The 18,367-nt window shown below is 63.6% G+C and carries 14 protein-coding genes; 8 read left to right on the top strand and 6 right to left on the bottom strand.

Features of this window, described 5'->3' with window-relative positions:
• Nucleotides 1–87 precede the first annotated feature (87 nt).
• Nucleotides 88–3,120, bottom strand: coding sequence for a TonB-dependent receptor (locus RIA72_RS15715; RefSeq protein ID WP_350033008.1), 3,033 nt, complete (start codon nt 3,118–3,120; stop codon nt 88–90).
• A gap of 209 nt (nt 3,121–3,329) precedes the next feature.
• Here RIA72_RS15715 and RIA72_RS15710 point away from each other — a divergent pair, with 209 nt between their 5' ends.
• Nucleotides 3,330–3,737: a hypothetical protein gene (locus RIA72_RS15710; RefSeq protein WP_350033007.1), complete on the top strand. Its 408-nt coding sequence runs from the start codon at nt 3,330–3,332 to the stop codon at nt 3,735–3,737.
• A gap of 36 nt (nt 3,738–3,773) precedes the next feature.
• On the opposite strand, the gene RIA72_RS15705 is transcribed toward RIA72_RS15710, so the two are convergent.
• Nucleotides 3,774–6,497, bottom strand: a complete 2,724-nt coding sequence (locus tag RIA72_RS15705; protein WP_350033006.1) for a protein kinase domain-containing protein — start codon at nt 6,495–6,497, stop codon at nt 3,774–3,776.
• A gap of 100 nt (nt 6,498–6,597) precedes the next feature.
• Here RIA72_RS15705 and RIA72_RS15700 point away from each other — a divergent pair, with 100 nt between their 5' ends.
• The 7 genes from RIA72_RS15700 (at nt 6,598) to RIA72_RS15670 (ending at nt 15,603) form a co-directional block, all read left to right on the top strand.
• Nucleotides 6,598–7,266: a hypothetical protein gene (locus tag RIA72_RS15700; protein WP_350033005.1), complete on the top strand. Its 669-nt coding sequence runs from the start codon at nt 6,598–6,600 to the stop codon at nt 7,264–7,266.
• Nucleotides 7,263–7,652, top strand: a complete 390-nt coding sequence (locus RIA72_RS15695; protein ID WP_350033004.1) for a hypothetical protein — start codon at nt 7,263–7,265, stop codon at nt 7,650–7,652. Before RIA72_RS15700 ends, RIA72_RS15695 begins: the two co-directional genes overlap by 4 nt.
• Nucleotides 7,653–7,683: 31 nt before the next feature.
• Nucleotides 7,684–8,715: a hypothetical protein gene (locus RIA72_RS15690; RefSeq protein ID WP_350033003.1), complete on the top strand. Its 1,032-nt coding sequence runs from the start codon at nt 7,684–7,686 to the stop codon at nt 8,713–8,715.
• A 538-nt stretch (nt 8,716–9,253) separates the two neighbouring features.
• Nucleotides 9,254–9,748, top strand: a complete 495-nt coding sequence (locus RIA72_RS15685; protein WP_350033002.1) for a hypothetical protein — start codon at nt 9,254–9,256, stop codon at nt 9,746–9,748.
• Between the two features lie 878 nt (nt 9,749–10,626).
• On the top strand, nt 10,627–12,516 hold the full coding sequence (locus tag RIA72_RS15680; RefSeq protein WP_350033001.1) for a TonB-dependent receptor domain-containing protein: 1,890 nt from the start codon (nt 10,627–10,629) through the stop codon (nt 12,514–12,516).
• A gap of 31 nt (nt 12,517–12,547) precedes the next feature.
• A complete protein-coding gene (locus RIA72_RS15675) occupies nt 12,548–13,378 on the top strand; it encodes a TraB/GumN family protein (protein ID WP_350033000.1) in 831 nt (276 codons plus the stop codon).
• A 128-nt stretch (nt 13,379–13,506) separates the two neighbouring features.
• Entirely contained in the window at nt 13,507–15,603 is a 2,097-nt protein-coding gene (locus tag RIA72_RS15670; RefSeq protein WP_350032999.1) for a winged helix-turn-helix domain-containing protein, read from the top strand.
• A gap of 10 nt (nt 15,604–15,613) precedes the next feature.
• Here the strand turns inward: RIA72_RS15670 and RIA72_RS15665 are convergent, their stop codons facing one another.
• From RIA72_RS15665 to RIA72_RS15650, 4 genes are read right to left on the bottom strand one after another with little or no spacing between them, the layout of a single operon-like run.
• On the bottom strand, nt 15,614–16,324 hold the full coding sequence (locus RIA72_RS15665; RefSeq protein ID WP_350032998.1) for a carboxypeptidase-like regulatory domain-containing protein: 711 nt from the start codon (nt 16,322–16,324) through the stop codon (nt 15,614–15,616).
• An 18-nt stretch (nt 16,325–16,342) separates the two neighbouring features.
• On the bottom strand, nt 16,343–17,416 hold the full coding sequence (locus RIA72_RS15660) for a hypothetical protein (protein ID WP_350032997.1): 1,074 nt from the start codon (nt 17,414–17,416) through the stop codon (nt 16,343–16,345).
• 19 nt (nt 17,417–17,435) lie between these two features.
• Entirely contained in the window at nt 17,436–17,894 is a 459-nt protein-coding gene (locus RIA72_RS15655) for a DUF3617 domain-containing protein (protein WP_350032996.1), read from the bottom strand.
• A complete protein-coding gene (locus tag RIA72_RS15650) occupies nt 17,888–18,199 on the bottom strand; it encodes a hypothetical protein (protein WP_350032995.1) in 312 nt (103 codons plus the stop codon). The genes RIA72_RS15655 and RIA72_RS15650 overlap by 7 nt, the downstream gene beginning before the upstream one ends.
• Nucleotides 18,200–18,367: the final 168 nt, after the last annotated feature.

The raw sequence follows: 18,367 nt of genomic DNA, 5'->3' as shown, positions 1-18,367 counted from the left end.
CGGACTATCCGCACGGGACGAGGCTTGGCGGTTCCGGCAGCACGATCTGGACGGTGACCGGCTGCCGGATGGCCCGCGCCGACGGCGCTAGAAGCGCAGCGATGCGCCGAAGGTGATGCGGCGGTCGGGAAGCCCCTCGCCGCACAGCAGCGCGCCGTCATTCACGCAATATTGCGAGATTTTCGACTTGGTCAGATTGACGCCCTCGACCCCGATGTTGAGGAAATCGGTCACGTCATAATTGATGCTGGCGTTGAGCTGCCCGCGCGCCGAGGTGACGACGGGGAAGCCAAAGGTGCTCGCCAGCGTCGCGCCGCCCACCGTATCGAGCGTGCGGAACGCGCTCCGCCACGTATAGCGCGCGCGTGCCGAAAGCCCGTATTTCTCGTAATAGAGCGTCACGTTATAGGCATGCTTCGAAAAATCGAGCAGCCCCTGCTTGGCGACCACCGGCTCGAAATTGGCGTCGTTATAAATGCCGTTGATGGCGTTGAAGATATCGGTCCCGCGCACGGCCGATTCATTGACCGCGTCGCCGCCGCCGAACTCCTGATATGTATAGTTGGCAACGATACCGAAGCCCGAGGCAAAGCCGAGCACATCTTCGAATTGCGACAGGTCATATTGCACCGCGACCTCGATCCCGGTCTGCGTGGTGTTGCCGGTGTCGTTGATCGTTGTCAGGATCGGTACGCACATGCCCGACCCGCCAATCGGCGACAGCTGGTTGCGGAAGGCGATGGGGTTATAGATGCCGCCGCCTTCGCACGGCGCGGTGATGTCGCGAAAACCGTTGGCGTCGAGCGGCGCATCCTCGAGCTGCGTGACGAACAGGTCGGTGCGCTTCTTGTGGAACACCCCGATGCTCAGCACCGAAGCCGGCGCAAAATACCAGTCGACCGATGCGTCATAGGAGGTCACGGTTTCGGGGCGCAGGTTCGGATTGCCGATCGACGCCGCGGCGTTTTCGCTCGTCACGAACGAGACCGACGTGGATAAAAGGTCGAAGTCGGGGCGGTTGATGTCCCTGCCCCAACTGGCGCGCAGCAGAATGTCATCGGCGAGGTCGGCGACGACGTTCACGCGCGGCAGCAATTTGCTGTAACCGCCGCGGGTCACAACCTGTGTCACCGTGTTGCCGGTAACCGAGTTGCCGATCGAATCGAGCCGCGTGTCGAGCCAGCGGAGGCCGAAATTGCCGCGGATCGGCCCCGCCGCGAAATTGGCCTGACCGTATACGGCGTGCGTCGTTTCGTTGATGGTAAAGAAGCCCGCCGAATTGGCCGAGGCATCGTTGAGCACGCGCCGACCGGGCGCCGCGAGCAACGCTTGACGCAAGATGTCGATCGTGCCCTCGCGGTCGCTGAACGCGCGGTCGGGATCGACAAGCAAGAAATCCTTGAAGAACAGGTCGCGCCCGTCGCCGTCGCCGAAATTATTCGGGCCCGGCACCAGCAGGTCGGCGAACAGGCTTCCGCGCGGGCTGTCGTTGAGCGCGCTGAGCGTCAGCGTCGTGCCGACGTCATTGAACGTACTGGTCGTCTTGTTGTAGCGATGCCCGATATCGAAGGAGGTGAAAAAGGGCGTCAGATCCTCGACATCGAGCGACAGGTCGACACGAAAGGCGTCTTCCTTGTTGCGCGTGCTGTCGTTGCCAATGACGACCTGTTGCAGCACGACATTCGCGGGGTCGAGCAATTGCGCGACGGTCGGCGCGAGCGGTGAATCGAAGTTGATGCCGAACCGCAACGATCCGCCCGACAGATCATAGCGGAAAGGGACCGCATTATCGTTTCCGGTGAAAACGGGTGCGTTCGGATTGATGAAGTTCAGCGTCGTACTGAGATCCGGATTGGACGTGTTCGAAATAGACCGCGACGCCTCTACGCGCCCGGTCAGGCGGCCCGCGCTGAACTCCGTACCCAGCCGGTAAATCTCGCTCTTGGTCAGACGAGCCCCGACGTCGCTCGAAAAGCGCAGGTTCGGGTCGTCGCGGTCGACCGCGAGATTGGGTTCGAGAACGCCCGTTTCCGCAACCTGAATGCTGCCAAGCTTGACGCCGTCGAGCGATCCGAAATCGACCGTGCGGAACGAGGTCGGAACGCTGTGGTTCAGGATCACGTTGACGCCCGAACCCTGGACGCGCGAGCTGTCCTGCCGCCGCTCCTGATCGTTATAGACGGTGTCGAAATAGAATTTCAGATTGTCGCTCGGCGCCCATTCGATCGTGCCGGCGAAATTCTTGGTATCATATTCGAAATTCTCGAGTTCCTGATTGAGGAACTGGATGCCGACGAAATCGAAGGGTTGCGCCGCCGGGCGCTGGGTCGGCTGGTTTTCGAGAACCCCGTTGCGGATCACCGCCGCGTTGACATTTTCGACAAGCCCGCCGTCGAGGTCGACGCGTGGACGGAATGACGTGGCCTCCTGCTGGGCATAGCTGCCGCTGAGCACGATTCCGATCTCGCCGATGCCGGTCGACCAATTATTGCCGAATGTCGCCGAGACACGCGGCGTCACGCTTTTCGATAGCTCGCTATATTCGCCCTGCGCCCGTGCGGCGATGAGCGGTTCGCGCAAGTCGAGCGGGCGAATCGTACGCAGGTTGATCGTGCCGCCGACCGACCCTTCGATCGTTTTGGCTTCGGGGGCCTTGGTCACTTCGACCGAGGCGATGATCGAGGCGCTGACGTCCTCGAAGCTGATGCCGCCGCGGCCCGAACCCGACCCGACGGTCGATACGCCGTTAATCTCGACGCGGTTGTCATTGGTACCGCGGATCTGAACGCCGGTGCCGACGCCTGCCTCGCGTGTGATCTGAACGCCGGTGATATTCTCAAGAACCTCGGCAAGGTTCTGGTCGGGCAGCTTGCCGATATCCTCGGCCTGAATGACCTCGATCAGACTGTCGGCATTGCGCTTTTCCGAAAGGGCGCTCTGCAACGAACTGCGGATTCCGGTAACGACGATCGCATCGTCATCGCTCGCTTCGGCGGGCTGCCCCTGCGCGAAAGCGGTCCCCGACGCCAGCATCGCACCCAATGCCGTCCCGACAAGAAATCTTGCAAGTGAGCGAAAATTGGACGCGGCCGAAACGGTGCCGCCGACAGACATCGACATTTACCTCTCCCTCGTTGGCTATTTTTTGTCAGACATAGTGGTATGCCAATTCCTGTCAATCAATTTTGACAATTATGTCGTCATTATTGTCATACCAATTTGGCTGACGCAGCAGCGGAAGACTGGACCCGATGCCTTATCGTCGGCACGGGCAGAGTGCGGCTGCGAAACCCATATTTCCCGAAGGAGGTCACGCGAGCACGCGGCCGATGATCGTGGCGGCCGCCCTGTCGAGCAGTTCGCGCGACGCGACAATCTCGCGCCCGACCAGCGTCGACGCTTCGGATTTATCTGACGCTATGCTTGATTCGGTGACCGCCTTGCTCAGCGCTGAGGGCCGGAAGGCGATCGCGCCCGACATGCTGGCGAAGTTTGCCACCGCTGCGCGTAAGCGGATGCGAGATGAGAAAGGCGGCTATCGCCGCGACCATCTTCGCGCGCTGGCGCAGCGGGTCGAAGTCGATGTGGGAGAGGTCCGGATTCTCGGCTCAAAGAGCAATCTGCTCCAAGCGCTGGTCGCGGGGGCCGCCGAAACAAAGCCGGGCGCAGTGCCCAGCTTTGTTCCGAAGTGGTGCGCCCACGATGACGAAGATGAGAACTGGGTGATCGTCGTTTAAGGTTACGGGCGGCCGATAACCGGCGGTGCGTGTCTCTCAATTTCCCAGCGAACGGCGCAGCGCTGCTAGCCGGTTGCGGGTGGTCGTATCCTTGGTGACGCGCAGTTTCGTGTTCGCGGCAGTGAATGCACGCGCCGCTGCGGCGCGATCGCCGCGTGCCAGCGCGATTTCCGCCAAGGCAAGGTCAACCCCCGCACCGAACTCCGGTCGTCCCGTCAGATCAGCAGCCTTTTGCCGGTCGAGACCATCGAGTAGCGCGGCTGCCTCGGCATGGCGCCGGTTGGCCATCAGACATTCCGCCGTGTAGAAACGGATCACGTGCGTCAGCGGATAATCCGCGCCAAAGGCTTGACGCACCGACGACAGGGCATCTTGCGCAACGGTGAGACCACGACCGCGCTGAGCCGTCTGGCACAGTGCAACAGCATAATCATTTTGTCCGACGAGCGCCTGATGGGATTGCGAACCTGCCAGCGCCGCCGCGCCGCGCCAGACCCGCTCGGCTTCACGCGCGGCGTCATCGTAGCGGCCAAGCGCGGCAAAACTCTCGAACCGCGTTGAATGCAGGCCCAGCGTAAAGCGGTGATTGTCGCCGAACCGCGCGCGCATCGCCGCGAGTAGCGACTCACTCGCCCGGAGCGCTTCCTCATCCCTGCCCGACATGGACAGGCTGTTGACCCAGTGCTGGCGCGTGACCAGCGTGTCGGCATGATCGGCACCGCGCAGGCGCCGGGATTCCGTCACGATGGCGCGCGCGATAGGTTCGGCGTCCTGCGCGCGGCCAAGGCGCATCAGGACAAGGACCAGCGACGATTTCGCCTTGAGAAGCTGGGTGAGCGGCACGCCCGACCCATCGGCCTCGCCGATTGCGACCGCGCGCCGAAAGGCGCGCTCGGCCTGTTCGATGTCGGCCATATAGCCATAAGCGCCCTCGGCCTGTGCCAGCGCAAAACCCACCCGCCCCCTATCGCCGCGATCACCGAGGCGCAGACGTTCCGCTTCCAGAAGGCGCCCGGCTTCTTCGAGACGTTCGGGCTGGCCTGAGGTTGCTTCCATATGGATGCGCCCCATCCGCCCGATGATGGCATCATCGCTGCCCGTCGCATTCGCCTGTGCGAACAATTGCCCGGCACGGACATATTCGGCGCGGGCGGTGTCAAAATCGGACCGCCCGTGAAAGGCGCGCGCAACCGCCAGATGCAGCCGCGCCGCGACTTGTGGAGAGCCGGCAAACCGCTGATCGATGTTGCGGCTGGCTCGCTTGATGGCGTCGATCACGGTTTCATCAGCGACGGAGCGCGCGGGGTCGGGACTGGCCAGCACATCTTCCGCAATGAAGCTGTAGCCGGTGTCGGCCAACTCGCGCGCAGCGATGGCCTCATTGCGCTGCGTCCACGCATAAACCGCAAAGGCCGAGCTGGCGATAAGGCCGAGCACAAGGCTGGCGGCAGCCGCGCGTATCCAGGGACGGCGCATACGCCGGCGCTCGTCCAACTGCTGCTGTTCGGCGACAAATGCAGCGCGCTCGGCGTCGCGCGCCGCAGCTTGCCGGCGGCCATCGAGATGCTGCAGTCGGTGCGCCAGTTCGGCGGCGCTGTCCAGTCTGCGCTCTGGCGCAACCTCTGCGGCAGTACGGATGTCGTCGCGCAGCAGCGGATCGGCAATACGATGCTCCCAGCCTGGTCCGAGCGTCGCCGTGAAGTCGCCCACGGCTAGCTGATAGAGGATGAGGCCGAGCGCATAGATGTCGCTTTTGACCGTCGGCATGGCATCGCCGGTCAACTCGGGCGCGCGATACGCCAACGTGCCCGAACGCGGTTCGTCCTTGCCCAGATCAGCATCGAGCGAGCCCGGATCGGTGATGTGGAAGCTGTCCAGCACCGCCTCATCGAGCAGGCGTCCGCTGCCGAAATCCGCCAGCCGGACGACAAGCCCCTGTTCGGCTTCGGCGATGAGGATATTGGCGGGTTTTAAGTCTTTGTGCAGCACGCCAAGGCCGTGAACATCGGCGACGGCACGGCAAATACCTGCCGCGACGGCCAGACGCGTCTCCAGTGGAATGGAGAACAACCCGCCCGCATCGTCCGCCCAACCGATCAGATCGCGCCCGCCAAAGGCATATTCGAGAAAATAGGGCGAGGCGTCGAAATTCCATTCCAGCAGCGCTGGCAGCGGCGCGAAGGCTCCAAGCCCCGCGAACACCACGCGCGACAGCGCCGCCTCGCGTTTGAGCGCGCGCAGGCGGTCGGGCGCGTCAGCGAATTTGAAAACGCGGCGCTCGCCCGTCTTGTCATGGCTGGCCAGCCAGACATCGTCTGCGCCGGTATCGCCGAGCGGTTGAGCCAGCCGCCATTGCTTGCGACCCGGCACGATGTCGCCCACCGCGAAGGTAAAGCGCGGCGCGAGCGGAAATTCGACGCTGGCGATCTTGACCGCGCAGGTCAGCCGATAGCCGACGCGCGGCACGGTCTCGATGATATTGTCCTGCCGTTCGCCCAGCGCCTTGCGCAGCTTGGAGATGGCGGTCGGGAGGGAGCCTTCGACCACGGTGAGGCCGGGCCACACCGCATCGAGGATTTCGTCTTTGGTAACAACCTCACCCGCGCGCAACAGCAGCTCGTGCAGCACTTCAAGCGGTTTGCCTTCGAGCGCCACCACATGACCATCGACGCGCAACGCCCAGCTCGCCTCATCAAACTCGGCTCCCGCAAAATTCCAGAGCCGCCTGCGACGCCGCGAAGATGAAGTGCCGCCATTCATGTCGTTCCCCCTGTGCAACGGCTTTAGAAATTCTTGAGAACGCCATCAAGACTTTGGATGCGGGGGATTTTAACCCGTTCCAACAGGAAGGAGCGCGCGGATGAGTGGATTTGTCGAGCGGCCGATCATAGCGGTTGACGATGTCGGCGGTTTTTTCCGCACCGGAAAAGTCGAGGGCGCCAGCACATGGAGCGAAACGCACATCTCTTCGACGACGACGACCAGCGGCGGTGGAGGATACCTACATCAAGGCAGCGGATTTATCTCCAGCCCCACCACCAGCACGACAACATCGTCAAACGTAACCGAAGTGACCCGTTTCTTCCTCGCTTTCGGCAACGACGAGGAAGAAGAGTTCAAACTGAAGGGCGGGAAATTCCCGGTGCGCGATGGCCATGTCGTGTCGGTCATCCGCGTCGGCCCGAAGGGGGAGGGTTGGGGATACAACCTTGCCTATTATAATCATTCCACCAAGACCGGCTATGCGCCCGAAGCGTCGCTGAAGCACCCATTGGCCAAGCCACCCAGCATAGGACTCCTTCTTCTTGCGAGTGCAAGCATCGTGCTGGCCGCGATCTACGTGAATGTCCCCATTTATCTTCTCCTCATTCTCCTGGGAACCGCGATCTATTTCTACAGCAAAAAGCGAGGCGAATACCGGCGGCTGATCGAAGCGGTGCGCGCGTGCCGGGACCGGGAAATTGAAGCGGCCAAAACGGCCTATGCAGCCCGCAAGGGACAGAGCGAAGATCAGGAGGTACAGATATGAACAACCGGCATATGCGGAAACTGATGCCACTCGGCCCACTCGCGGCCCTGGCCCTGCCGCTGGCAGCCTGTGGGGGCCAGTCCGACTTTGCCCGGCAGATCGCGGCCGTTTGCGAAGAGGACGCCAAGCCGGGTCGAGATTGCGGTTGCATCGCCGAACGCCTCGATGCGTCGTTCCCCGATCGTCTCAAGCCTGCCTTTGTCGCATTGCGCTGGCCGCTCAAGCCGGCGCCCGACGACCGCGATGAGGTCAACGGAGCAATGCTGCGCGCAGCAGGGATTGACCCCGCAGACCGGCACCAAATGGAGTCGGCTAACCGTGCGTTTCGCGACATCTATCAACCGCTGCGCGAACAACTTCGCACCGAGTGCGGCGACGACTTGTAAAACCGCCTGACGTTCCCCCCAACCAGCCAAGGTGATTATCGTGCATCATAAATCTTACACACGCCTTCGCCGCATCGCACTCATGCTGTCTATCGCGCTGCCGGTAACCGCCTGCGATTCAGAATCCGACGCCAATGCCACCGCCGGTCCGGCGGCCAAGGGCGCGGCGGCTGGCACGACCCGAGCGCAGCCACCGGCCAAGGCATTGGCGCCCGCCGCACTGGCCGCATGGGAAAACTATGCCCGTAGCCAATGCGCACTCGAGGACGCCCACTTTACCCCAGTTGCTTTCGCACCCGTGACAAATGCGGAAGATTCTAAAGATAAGGGCGGCTTCATCACCGCCGACTTTAACGGCGATGGACAGCCGGACTTTCTTGTCGTCAAGGAAAGTCGCGGCTGCGCCACGCAGGGGCCGCCATATGGCAACGCGGGGCCGCCCAACGACTTCATCGTTTCCACAACCGCCGGCTACAGGGTCTTCGACGGCTTCATGGGCTGGATCGGTCCCGCCATGATCGCCCGTCGCGGCGACCGCGACGTGCTCAACCTGCCGGGCGGCTTCAATGGCCGCTGCGGCCCCGTAACCACGGTCACATGGGGCTGGACGGGAACCGCCATCGACGCCGTAGAGCGGCGTAACGAGAGCGGCCAACTCGTCGATCGGGAGGGCTGCGCCGTCAGTGCGCAGCGGCCCGCCACGCAGGGCGGCGGCGGAAGCTTTCCACCGATCGAGCCAGGCTATTGGGCGGCGGGCGGCACCTGTTCTGCGGTGATCGCGGACGCTCTCGAGATTCCGATCGACCAGACCGGCCTGAGCCATTTCACCGAGAAGCAAGGATGGTCGGGACGTTTCGAAGTGCTGCGATACTCCGCCCTTGGCGGCAACCGCTGGCGGATGCATGGACGGGAGCATACCGAGATCGGCGATGAACCGGCCCACCGGGACATCGTGGTCAATAGCCGAACCAGCTTCACCGAGCTGGGCGAGTTCGGAGCCCGCTATACGCATTGTCCGACATCGCAGATCCCCCGCTCCCTCCGCGGAGAATTCGAGCGATGACAGCCAGCAGGGACATTGGAGCGGCCTCGCCGGGCGGCGACTGACCAGAGAATGAAGTTCTGCTATGCCTATTGATCCCTTCTACACCGCGCGGGGCGCCGTCTTCGGACTCGCGTTCTTCGCCTTGGCGGCCTGCGAATCGGAATCCACCGCAGCGTCCAACGCCGCGCGGGGGAATGCCACGAACGTCGGCGCGTCCGCGCAGCCCCAGGCTACAACGCCGGTCGCGCCCGCGGCGGCGACATTGCCGATCGAACCGGGCATTTATGCCCAGGCGAACCAAGGCTGTGCCCGCGCCACCGAAATGCTTTTCTATGACGGGACAAATATCGGCGAGGTGAAAACCAACGAGGAATGGGAGGGCAATGACGGCCCGAGCTCGGAGGTTGAACGGATTGCGCGCGTCGGCCCGCCCCGCAGAAAACCCGATGCCGATTATGCGGCTGCCAGTCGCGGGTTCACCCTGGCTTGGTCCGCCGAACAAGACGGCGGCGATTTTCCTAGCCTCGCAGTGAAACCGGTAGGACCTGGCCGATTTGTGAGGCGCAGCATTGGCGGCAACACGATCATTTCATACGACGAAGAAAGCTATCAGAAATGCACCTTCGCGCAGCTCTCGCCGCAAATGCAGGCGGCGATCCGCGCCGAGCGGCCGCAATTGACAAGCAGAGCAGCCGCTGCCGGCAGCGCTGGCGCGTCGACTTCGATTCCGGCCCCTGTTACGCCATTCAATATCCGCCCAGGCCATTATGTGCCGGTTGGGGCCGCGTGCGGCACGACGATCGAGATGATCTTTTTCTGCGACGGGCGCCGCGCGGGATGGATCGCCCTGTCGCCCTTCGCGCCGAACCGCATGGAGCCGACCGCAAAAGCACGGCGGCGCGGCGCAGACTGGGTCCTCGATGCCGTAACGGGTGAAGTCCTGCAGGTGAAGGCCGCGGACAGGATCAGCGTTGGCGATCCCAACACGGGCGTCGAAACGATGCGGTGGTGCCCGGCCGGCGAGGTGCGCGCCTCGGCACGGGCGCGGTAGGTAAAGGGCAAACGGCCATGGTTTTTTTGTCCTACGCCGCGCGCGGCGCCCTTCTTGGTTTTCCGGCACTGGCCCTGCCGATATCGGCGTAAAAGAGCGAGGGGCCGTCTCTCGCCGTCTTTGGCGCCCCCTCGGCGGGACAGCCGCCGACATCGAGCGGATAGCGGCGCAGCGCGGCCTCGGCAGCTTCACCGACCATTGCCAGGCGGGGCGGATTTGCCGCTACCGCGTCAGCATCGAGAATCTTTAGGGCATCGAGTTCTTTTCAACCAACTGGGGATTTCGTAGACTGTCTGGCGATGGGCGGGGCCTCGGTCGAGACCGGCCTCACGCTTCGCCGCAATTCCAATACGGCTCCCGTCGATCCGCAGCCCTTTCTGCGCGCGCGACAGGGAAATTGCGCCTACGCCGTTCGAGCCGACATCGGCCATACACGAGGGATGGTCTATTCACTCTCAGTCCGCGCGGTGGATTTCAAGGCGAGTCACGATGCGCAGTATCGGACCCCACCAGTTCCTGCGCGAAATCGCGGCGAAGCGGACAGTGCGCGCTCCCGCCGGAACCGGCCGGATTTTTGAACTCCCCGATGCCGCAGGATCGGATAGGCCTGGAGCAATCTGGCTCGGTGTCCAGCATTTGCAGATGCATTCCCCAAGCGCGAAGCCTTGCCGAATACGCGCCGCGAACTCGTAATTGTCTCACCACTGATCATTTCGCAGCCTGCGGCAAAGTCGGTAAGATCGCCAAAATATCGGGATATCATCAGCCGGCCATCATCCTCCCCTTTTCCTTAATCCGATACGACAGCGGCAGTTTCGCACATTAGACCAGAGGCAATGATGTTTACCCTGTCCCCGCGACCGCTTGGCCGCGCGCTGATGGCTGTCGCCGCTATCGCCGGATTTCCCGTTCATGCGCAACCAGCGGATGAAGGCGACGAGCGTGCAGTCGAACGCGCCTCCGACGCATTTGGCATCCGTATCGGCACCGAGCAGATCGGGCTCTATAATGAAACCCAGGTGCGCGGATTCAACCTGCAGGACGCCGGCAATTATCGGATCAATGATGCCTATTTCGTGAAGTCGGGAGGTCTGATCGACACGGTCCTGTCCGGCGTGATTACGCGGGTTGGCTATAACGCTCTCGACGCCGATTTTGCCGCGCCTTCAGGAGTTGTGGAATATAGGCTGCGTTCGCCCTTCGACGCGCCATCGGTGCAAGCAGAAGCCATGCTTCGCGAATTTGGCGGGCAATCCTACGATCTTCGTTTGGCCCAAACAAGCGCCGACAGCCGCGTCGCTGGGCTGGTCGGCGCGCAGGCGCTGCTCGGTAAAAGCTCGTCAGGCTTGTCGCCCAGATATTATCGTTTCGGAACAGTGGCCGAGTGGCGCCCGGCCGAAGGCGCCAGCCTGACCGGCTTTGCCTCGCTCAATATATTCGACCTTGATGGGATTTATGGTGTCAGCGCGGCGGGCAATGCGCTGCCCCCCAAAATGAAGCACCCCCGCCGTTACGTCACAAGCTGGAGCGATCATGACGGTGCCGACCTCAACCTCGGCATCCTAGGCTCGTCACAACTTTCCAAGACGTTCGCTGTTTCGGGATCGCTCATCTATTCGCGTCTCGATCTCGACCACGCGGACTTCACGCAATTGATCGTCGACGAGAATGGCTCCGGCCGCGCCGTGGCCTTCTCGAACCGCCCGCGCGACAATCAGACCTGGTCGGCGTCATTTGGCGGAAGCTGGCGTCCGGCTGAGGATCATCGCCTGTACGCGGAACTGCGCGGCCGGCAGACACGCAACCGCTTTGCCCCGGGCGTTTCCGTCGACCTCGGCGTCTTCGATCTAGGCCATGGCATCGCGGCATCACCCGAACCCGATCTGCCTCCGTTGTCGACGACGCTTGATGCGATCGACCAATATAGCGGCGCCTTCGGCTATGAAATGACGACCGGACGACTCCGATTGAAGGCCGGAGTTCAGAAGACGTGGCATCAGCGCGAAATCACCGCCCCGGCTCGCCCGCGCGAGTCCAAGACGCAAAGTCCGTGGCTTTACGATGCGTCCGCTGCATTCGCGCTCGCCCCTGATTGGACCGTCTTCGCGAGTGCGACGCGTGGGCTTGAGGAATCCGGCGCGGCGCCGGACAATGCAGCCAACCGCAACGACATTCTGCCGCCCACGATCTCGACGCAGCAAGAGCTTGGTTTCCGTGGACAACTTGCCGACGGGCTGACGCTGATCGGCTCACTCTTTGCGATCAGTAAGGCCGCGCCGGGTTTCAATGCGAACAATGTCTTCGGTCTTTTCGGCCGACTGAGGCACCGCGGCGCCGAACTCTCGTTGGTGGGGAACCTCACACCACGGCTGCGTATCGTGTCGGGTGCCGTCTGGCTCCACGCCCGGCGTAGCGGCGATCCCGTCGAGACCGGCGTTTGGTCGAAAGAAGCGGTGGGTTTGCCCGACGTGCAGGCGATGACCGGTCTTACCTACGCGGTTCCCGGCGTCGACGGTCTGTCGTTCGACGGACAGCTCAGCCATTCGTCGAGCAGGCGCGTCTCTTCGCGGGGCGATTTGCGTACGCCGTCGCTGACCACCGCCGATGTCGGCGCGCGGTACGGATTCGAGATCGGCAAGGCCAAGATGGCACTGCGCGCACGCGTGACAAACCTGTTCAATGCCGACTGTTGGTTTGCCACACGCTCCGAACTGCTCGACCGCCCCGGCCGCCGCGCTTTCCGCCTGTCGCTGACGATGAACTATTGAAGCGCCACGAACGCTCCGCTGGAGATATGGAATGAAAATAATCCTGGTGTCGCTCTTGGGAATGGCCGTTCCTGCAATGGATGATCCCTCGGCAACGTCCTGCACGCCGCTGCCGGGTGTCGAAGCGCTGCGCGACGCGCGCCCTGATTTTGTGATCGTGGGCGAAGCGCATGGCACCGCCGAGCTCCCCGCTGCCTTCGCCGATCTTGTTTGCGCTTACGCCGCGGCGGGTACACCTTTAACCGTCGGATTGGAATTCTTGCCCGCCGAGCAACCGGTGCTCGACGCCTATCTCGCCTCTAGCGGTGATGACGCGGCTAAGGCTGCGTTGCTGGCCTCCCCCGCCTGGACGATCCGCGATGGCCGCGCCAGCCAGGCAATCTTCGGCCTGATCGAAGCTCTGCGAAAGATGAAAGCCACACACGGCGATCTGGCAGTGGTGGCGTTCGACCACCCCAGCGAACGGCCGGGAACATCGGCGACGCGCGAAAAGGGCATGGCGGACCTGCTGCTTGCCGCCAAGCGCGGACGACCCACGGCGCCGGTGCTGGCGCTGACCGGCAACGGCCACGCGGGCAAGAGCGAATGGACATCGCTGGGCCCGCCCTTCGCTGCCATGGCGCAGCTTTTGCCCGCAGAACGCACGATTGCCATATCCTTCCACGTCGAGGGAGGCGAGATCTGGTCATGCTGGCGCGAGACTCCGGAGGCAGACGAAGCATGTGGCCCCAGGCCAATCCGGGCAAGAAGCGACAGTCGCCCGCGCGGTATTGAGGCCGGCAGCGGCCGCAAAGGATTCGACGCCACGCTTTCGGTGGGTTCGCCTTTCACTGCATCGCTCCCGGCGAAGCCCGCGCCTTGAACTGGCCCGGCTCCGGTCGGCGCGCTCCACCGCGCATAGTGGCCGCCAACGACACCTGTTCATCGGCTACCGAAGTCGTTACGCAGGGTGCGATTGACGATTGGTCCTTCGACACAGTCCAGGCGGCGATGAACGAGATGTCTTCCATCCCGGTGCGTCCGATCGAGCTTGCGATCGAACCGCCGTTCCGGTTGCGAGCGCTGGAGGTCACTCCGGCGGCGCTGGAGATACGCCGCGGCAACGACGTCGTGACGCTAGAACCGCGCGTGATGCAGGTCCTCGTCGCGCTCCACCGCGCGGAGGGCCGCGTGGTCAGCCGCGAAGAACTGCTGGAACTGTGCTGGGAAGGCCGGATCGTCGGCGACGATTCGCTTAACCGCAGCGTCAGCCAGCTTCGCAAGGCGCTCGCCGACGAGGAAGACGTATCGGTCGATACGATCCCGCGCGTCGGCTATCGCCTGCTGGTACCGAAAAGTCCGCAGACTTCCACCGCGACGCCTGAACCCCCGCCGGCGCGACCGCGCCTCTCCTTCCGCACCAAGGCTACCGCCTCGGTCGCGGTCGTCGCCGTGTGCGCCATCGCCGGCGCGCTCGCGCTTTATGCGGGGAGTTCCAAAAGCTGGTCGGCCAGCGGCATACGTCCCCTGACGCAGGAAGCCGGCGTCGAAATGTTCCCCGCCATGTCGCCCGACGGGCTGGCGGTGGCGTATGCCGCCGGGCCCGGTTTCTGGGAACCGCGCGACATCTATGTGCGCAACGTCAGCGTCGGCGACGCCACCCCGGTGCGCCTCACCCAAACACCGGATGCCGATGAATATGCGCCCGCGTGGAGTCCCGATGGTTCCCGCCTGGCCTTCCTGCGCGAGGATGCATCGGGCGAATGTTCCGTCATAATCATGGCGCCGCCCAATGGCCCCGAACGCTTTGTCAGCAAATGCTCCGATGCCTATGCGGGCCTTGCATGGTTGAACCCGAGCACGCTGGTTATCGAAAATCGGCCGGTCGGGGCGCGCGCGCGACGCCTCGTCGCGATCGATATCACAAGCGGGCGCGCACGCCCGCTAACCAATCCGCCGCCCAACATGCTCGGCGACGGAGCTCCAAGCGTATCGCCCGACGGCCGCTGGATCGCATTCCGCCGTACCGCAGCCCTCGGCAGTGATTCCATTCACGTGCTCGACACGCGGACCGGAGCGACGAAAGGGTTGGCGGATGGTGGATGGAAAGCCGTCGGCTTCACCTGGGCGAACGACCAGCGCACGCTATTCTTCAGCAGCAATCGTGGCGGCGACTTCGGCCTGTGGGCGATCGATACAATGAGCGGAGCAGCGCCGCGCCGCGTCACATTGGGGATGTTGCCGCTCGGTAGGTTGTCGGCGGATCGCGAGGGCCGAAAAATCGCGGTGGAGACAGGGAGAATCCAGGCATCGCTCTCGCTAATCGACCGCGATGGTGGGCGGTCAACGCCGCTCCTAGCCCCCGAGGGCGTCGACTGGGATCCGGATGTCAGTGCCGATGGCGCAACGGTATTTGCGTCCGATCGCAGCGGCACCAATCAATTGTGGGTGCATCGGCCCGACGGACGCCTCGTCCGGCTGACCGACATGAAAGCCAGCTATGTTTTCGCGCCGCGCTGGTCTGTCGATGGCAAACAAATTCTCTTTCTCGCTGTCATTGGAGGCAAAACCGACGTCTTTTCCCTGCGACACGACGGTTCGGGACTGACCCGCATCACGAGCGATGGCGCGCCAAAAGGGCGCGCGATCTTGTCGCCGAACCACGATCAGCTTTTCGTTACATCGGTCAGCGGCTCAGGCTGGCACCTCGTTAAGCATGATCTTCGATCAGGGCGCAGCGCGCCGGTGCGGAATACTGCGGGCATTGCCATCATCGAGCGCGCGGGCGACCGCTTGTTCGCCCGGCGCACGGGCGCCAACGGCATCGTCGAAATCGATACAGCGTCGGGCGCTGTGCGCAAATTACCGACCAACATCGACGTCGAAGGAATCGAAAATTGGGCGCCGCGTGCTGACGGCATCGTCCATGTGCGCGGGACCGGGCCATCGGCCGAATTGTGGTTGACAACTTGGGCCGGGGTGAGCCGCCGACTTGCTGCGTTGCGTCAGGCTCCGCGAGCCCCGTTCGCGATTGCCCCGAACGGCGACATTATCACCCCCGAACTGATCGCAGGCGACCGCGATCTCATGCTGATCACTCTCGGTTGACCGCCGCCCATCATCGACTGCGGACTTCGATCCGCAGTTGGTAAATGCCCGGCCCGGTCCGTTCGAATCCGCTCGTAACTGATGCTCGCCAAGCATAATCGCGCTGAGGCGTCAATGCCATGCTGACCATCATTGGGCGGCCGCGATGGCTCGCGGTGACGCGATAGGGCACCGGGCGCAGCCCCGTTACAACCCAGCCTTCGCCCGTGCTGCGCAGCCGTTTTTCGATCGGCGAGCCGCCGCCGACAGGGTGCAGTGTCACCGTCACTTCATTAAGCGGCGTATAATCGCCGATCGCCGAGTTGACGACGAGCATCCCGCCGACGCCATAGGCATCCTCGGTGGTCTGCTCGGCGAAACGCAGTCGGAAGTTCCGCACCGCACCCGCATTGCCGGCGAAGGGCGCGCTATTGTCGGGGACGAGGTCGACCGTCATGTGCGTACTGTCGATGTTCAGCGTCGCCTTCGCATGCGCAGTCCATACGCCGGGGGGTTGGGGAAGGTGAATCCGGTAGCGCCCCTGCCGGTCGGTCCGCGCCGACCGGCTGATGCTGACCCCGCCGGGATTCGACTGATAACGCGCCGTCACTTCGGCATCGGCGACCGGCCGCCCCTGCTCATCGGCAACCTGCCCCTGGACGGCGCCCTTCACAGGTGTCTGCGCCTGCACGGCGGCTGGAGCGGCGAACAGCAGGGCAACGGCGAACAGGAAACGGGACATCATGAAACCCTCGGAAATTCAGCGAATGGCATAACGCTCGAAAATCGCGTCGAGTCGCCGCTCGTGCCGTTCCGACAATTCGACGCGGCGGCGCGTGAAGTCCGCGACACGATCGGGCATATAGGCGTCGAGCGTCGCGTCGAAGGCCTTCAACTCGTCGGCGAACGCCGCATATTCGTCCTTATACGCCTGCTTGTACCCCTCGCGCATGTCGAGAAATGTCCAGTCGGTCCGGTGAACATGCGGGTCCCAGCTGTTGCGAACCTGTTTCAGCGCGCGTTCGGCATTGCGTAGCCGGATCTGCGCCGCGCGCGTTTCGGCATCGCCCAGCGGTGCGATGAAATCATCGACCAGCGGCGCCGGCTGAAATTCGAGAGACCCCAATGGCGCGATGTACCCGTCGGCTTTTGCGGCCTCACGGGCATGATAGCGCTGCCACGCGCGTTCGAGCGCGCGCCGCGCCTCGACCACGCGGCGCACCGCATCTTCCAGCCGGGCGTGCATCACATCGTCCGGCGCATTCACGACGACGATCTGTTCGAACTCCCTCGTCAGCGTGTCGATCTCCGCGACGGCGGTCTCGATCTCGCCCAGCTCCGCCGACGCGCTCCGGCGCGACACCGCAAATGCGCGCATCGCGCCCGCATAGTGCCGCGTGGCGTCGCGATAGTCGCCAACCGCCTGCAACTGCTCACCCTCATCGTCCGACGCGCGTTCGATCCGCCGACGCAGCCGTTCCGCGTCGTCGAGGTGCAAATCCGCCAGGATCGCATCGGGGTCTCCCGCGTCGGCCGGTTCCTCGACCTCGACGGGGACCACCGCGCCGCCGCCTCCGCTGTGGCGTGCCATCAACGCATTCATCCGCCGCACGACCGCCAGGCATTCCTCGGGGTCGCTTTCAGCCAGCTCCGATGCTTCGTCATATAGCGCCTGAAGCTCGTCCGGTACCTTATACGGCACGTCGCCGGGCAGCTGCGACACTGCTTCTGCCGCTGACTGGAGCGGGTCGTCGCACGCGCGCGCCATCGCACTCGCCGGCACCAGCGCAAACGAAACGGCGGTGGCCACAAGGCCGTACCGGCTTATCAGCATCGCCGCGATACCCGTTCCGTCAGGCCGCCTCGGCGGGGCAGGCCGGTGATACGAACGCCCCCACCTGACGCGTACGAATGACGTGCGTTTCGCCATTCAGCTCCATTTCCATCGTGCCTTCGACATCGAAGGATTCCTTCTGGAACGTCCCCTCGATATTAAGTCGGCTGCCCGACGGATGCCGCGCCGCGACCTCGATCGTGCCGCCCGACATGCGGTTGGTGTCGACCGTCCAGCCGTCCTCGATCGTGCCCGGCACGGCAAAACGCCCCGCCACTACGTCCGCCGCGCGGATGCACCGTTCGTCTTGATGATCGACGTCGCCGGTCTGGACGACGCGGTACAGGCCTGCGCGCAGCGGTTCACCGCTCGCGCTCAGCGTCGATCGCTCGCTCGCGTCATCGTTCTTGGCCGTGCTGCACCCGGCCAGCAACAGAACGCCGCCCACGGTCAACAGGGCCTTGGATGGCTTCAACATTTCGGCTTTTCTGCCGGCGGAGCCATGCGATTGGTGGCATCGGCGACGTCGATCGCGGTGTTCGCGGCCGAATTGACAAGCGCACCGCCCGTGCCCGCCTTGCCCGCGACAACGCTGACTAGACCCGAACTGCGCGCAGCGCGCAGCAGTCCGCCCAAGGCCTTCTTTTTCTTCTTGCACGCCTTGGGCGGGTCGACTTGCTCGGGCGCCGCGGCCGTCGCCGGTTGCTCGTCGATGGGGGTCGCAGCCGAAGCGGGTGCGACAAGGGCAAGTGCGGGCAGAACTGACCAGAATACAGGTTTCATTGCTATCTCCTCTGATGATCGGGATCAGCGGACGGCGGTACATCAAGCCCTACCAGTCACGCCGGACGGGTCTCGCCTGCCCTGCCCGGCCGCGCGGCATAAGCACGTGCGCGACGAACGGCGGAACGATGCGACGAGCGGGCGGACCAAAGAAACCCCGACCGCGTC

The sequence above is a fragment of the Sphingopyxis sp. genome, from assembly GCF_040216815.1.
In the GTDB taxonomy this organism is placed as follows: Bacteria; Pseudomonadota; Alphaproteobacteria; order Sphingomonadales; family Sphingomonadaceae; genus Sphingopyxis.
This window is presented reverse-complemented; position numbering and strand designations above follow the sequence as displayed.

Coding starts and splice junctions, on each gene's coding strand:
- RIA72_RS15660 (WP_350032997.1), bottom strand. CDS start 17,416: ATGCTGATAAGCCGGTACGGCCTTGTGGCCACCGCCGTTTCGTTTGCG.
- RIA72_RS15710 (WP_350033007.1), top strand. CDS start 3,330: ATGATCGTGGCGGCCGCCCTGTCGAGCAGTTCGCGCGACGCGACAATC.
- RIA72_RS15705 (WP_350033006.1), bottom strand. CDS start 6,497: ATGAATGGCGGCACTTCATCTTCGCGGCGTCGCAGGCGGCTCTGGAAT.
- RIA72_RS15675 (WP_350033000.1), top strand. CDS start 12,548: ATGAAAATAATCCTGGTGTCGCTCTTGGGAATGGCCGTTCCTGCAATG.
- RIA72_RS15665 (WP_350032998.1), bottom strand. CDS start 16,324: ATGTCCCGTTTCCTGTTCGCCGTTGCCCTGCTGTTCGCCGCTCCAGCC.
- RIA72_RS15670 (WP_350032999.1), top strand. CDS start 13,507: ATGAACGAGATGTCTTCCATCCCGGTGCGTCCGATCGAGCTTGCGATC.
- RIA72_RS15655 (WP_350032996.1), bottom strand. CDS start 17,894: ATGTTGAAGCCATCCAAGGCCCTGTTGACCGTGGGCGGCGTTCTGTTG.
- RIA72_RS15680 (WP_350033001.1), top strand. CDS start 10,627: ATGGCTGTCGCCGCTATCGCCGGATTTCCCGTTCATGCGCAACCAGCG.
- RIA72_RS15700 (WP_350033005.1), top strand. CDS start 6,598: ATGAGTGGATTTGTCGAGCGGCCGATCATAGCGGTTGACGATGTCGGC.
- RIA72_RS15695 (WP_350033004.1), top strand. CDS start 7,263: ATGAACAACCGGCATATGCGGAAACTGATGCCACTCGGCCCACTCGCG.
- RIA72_RS15650 (WP_350032995.1), bottom strand. CDS start 18,199: ATGAAACCTGTATTCTGGTCAGTTCTGCCCGCACTTGCCCTTGTCGCA.
- RIA72_RS15715 (WP_350033008.1), bottom strand. CDS start 3,120: ATGTCGATGTCTGTCGGCGGCACCGTTTCGGCCGCGTCCAATTTTCGC.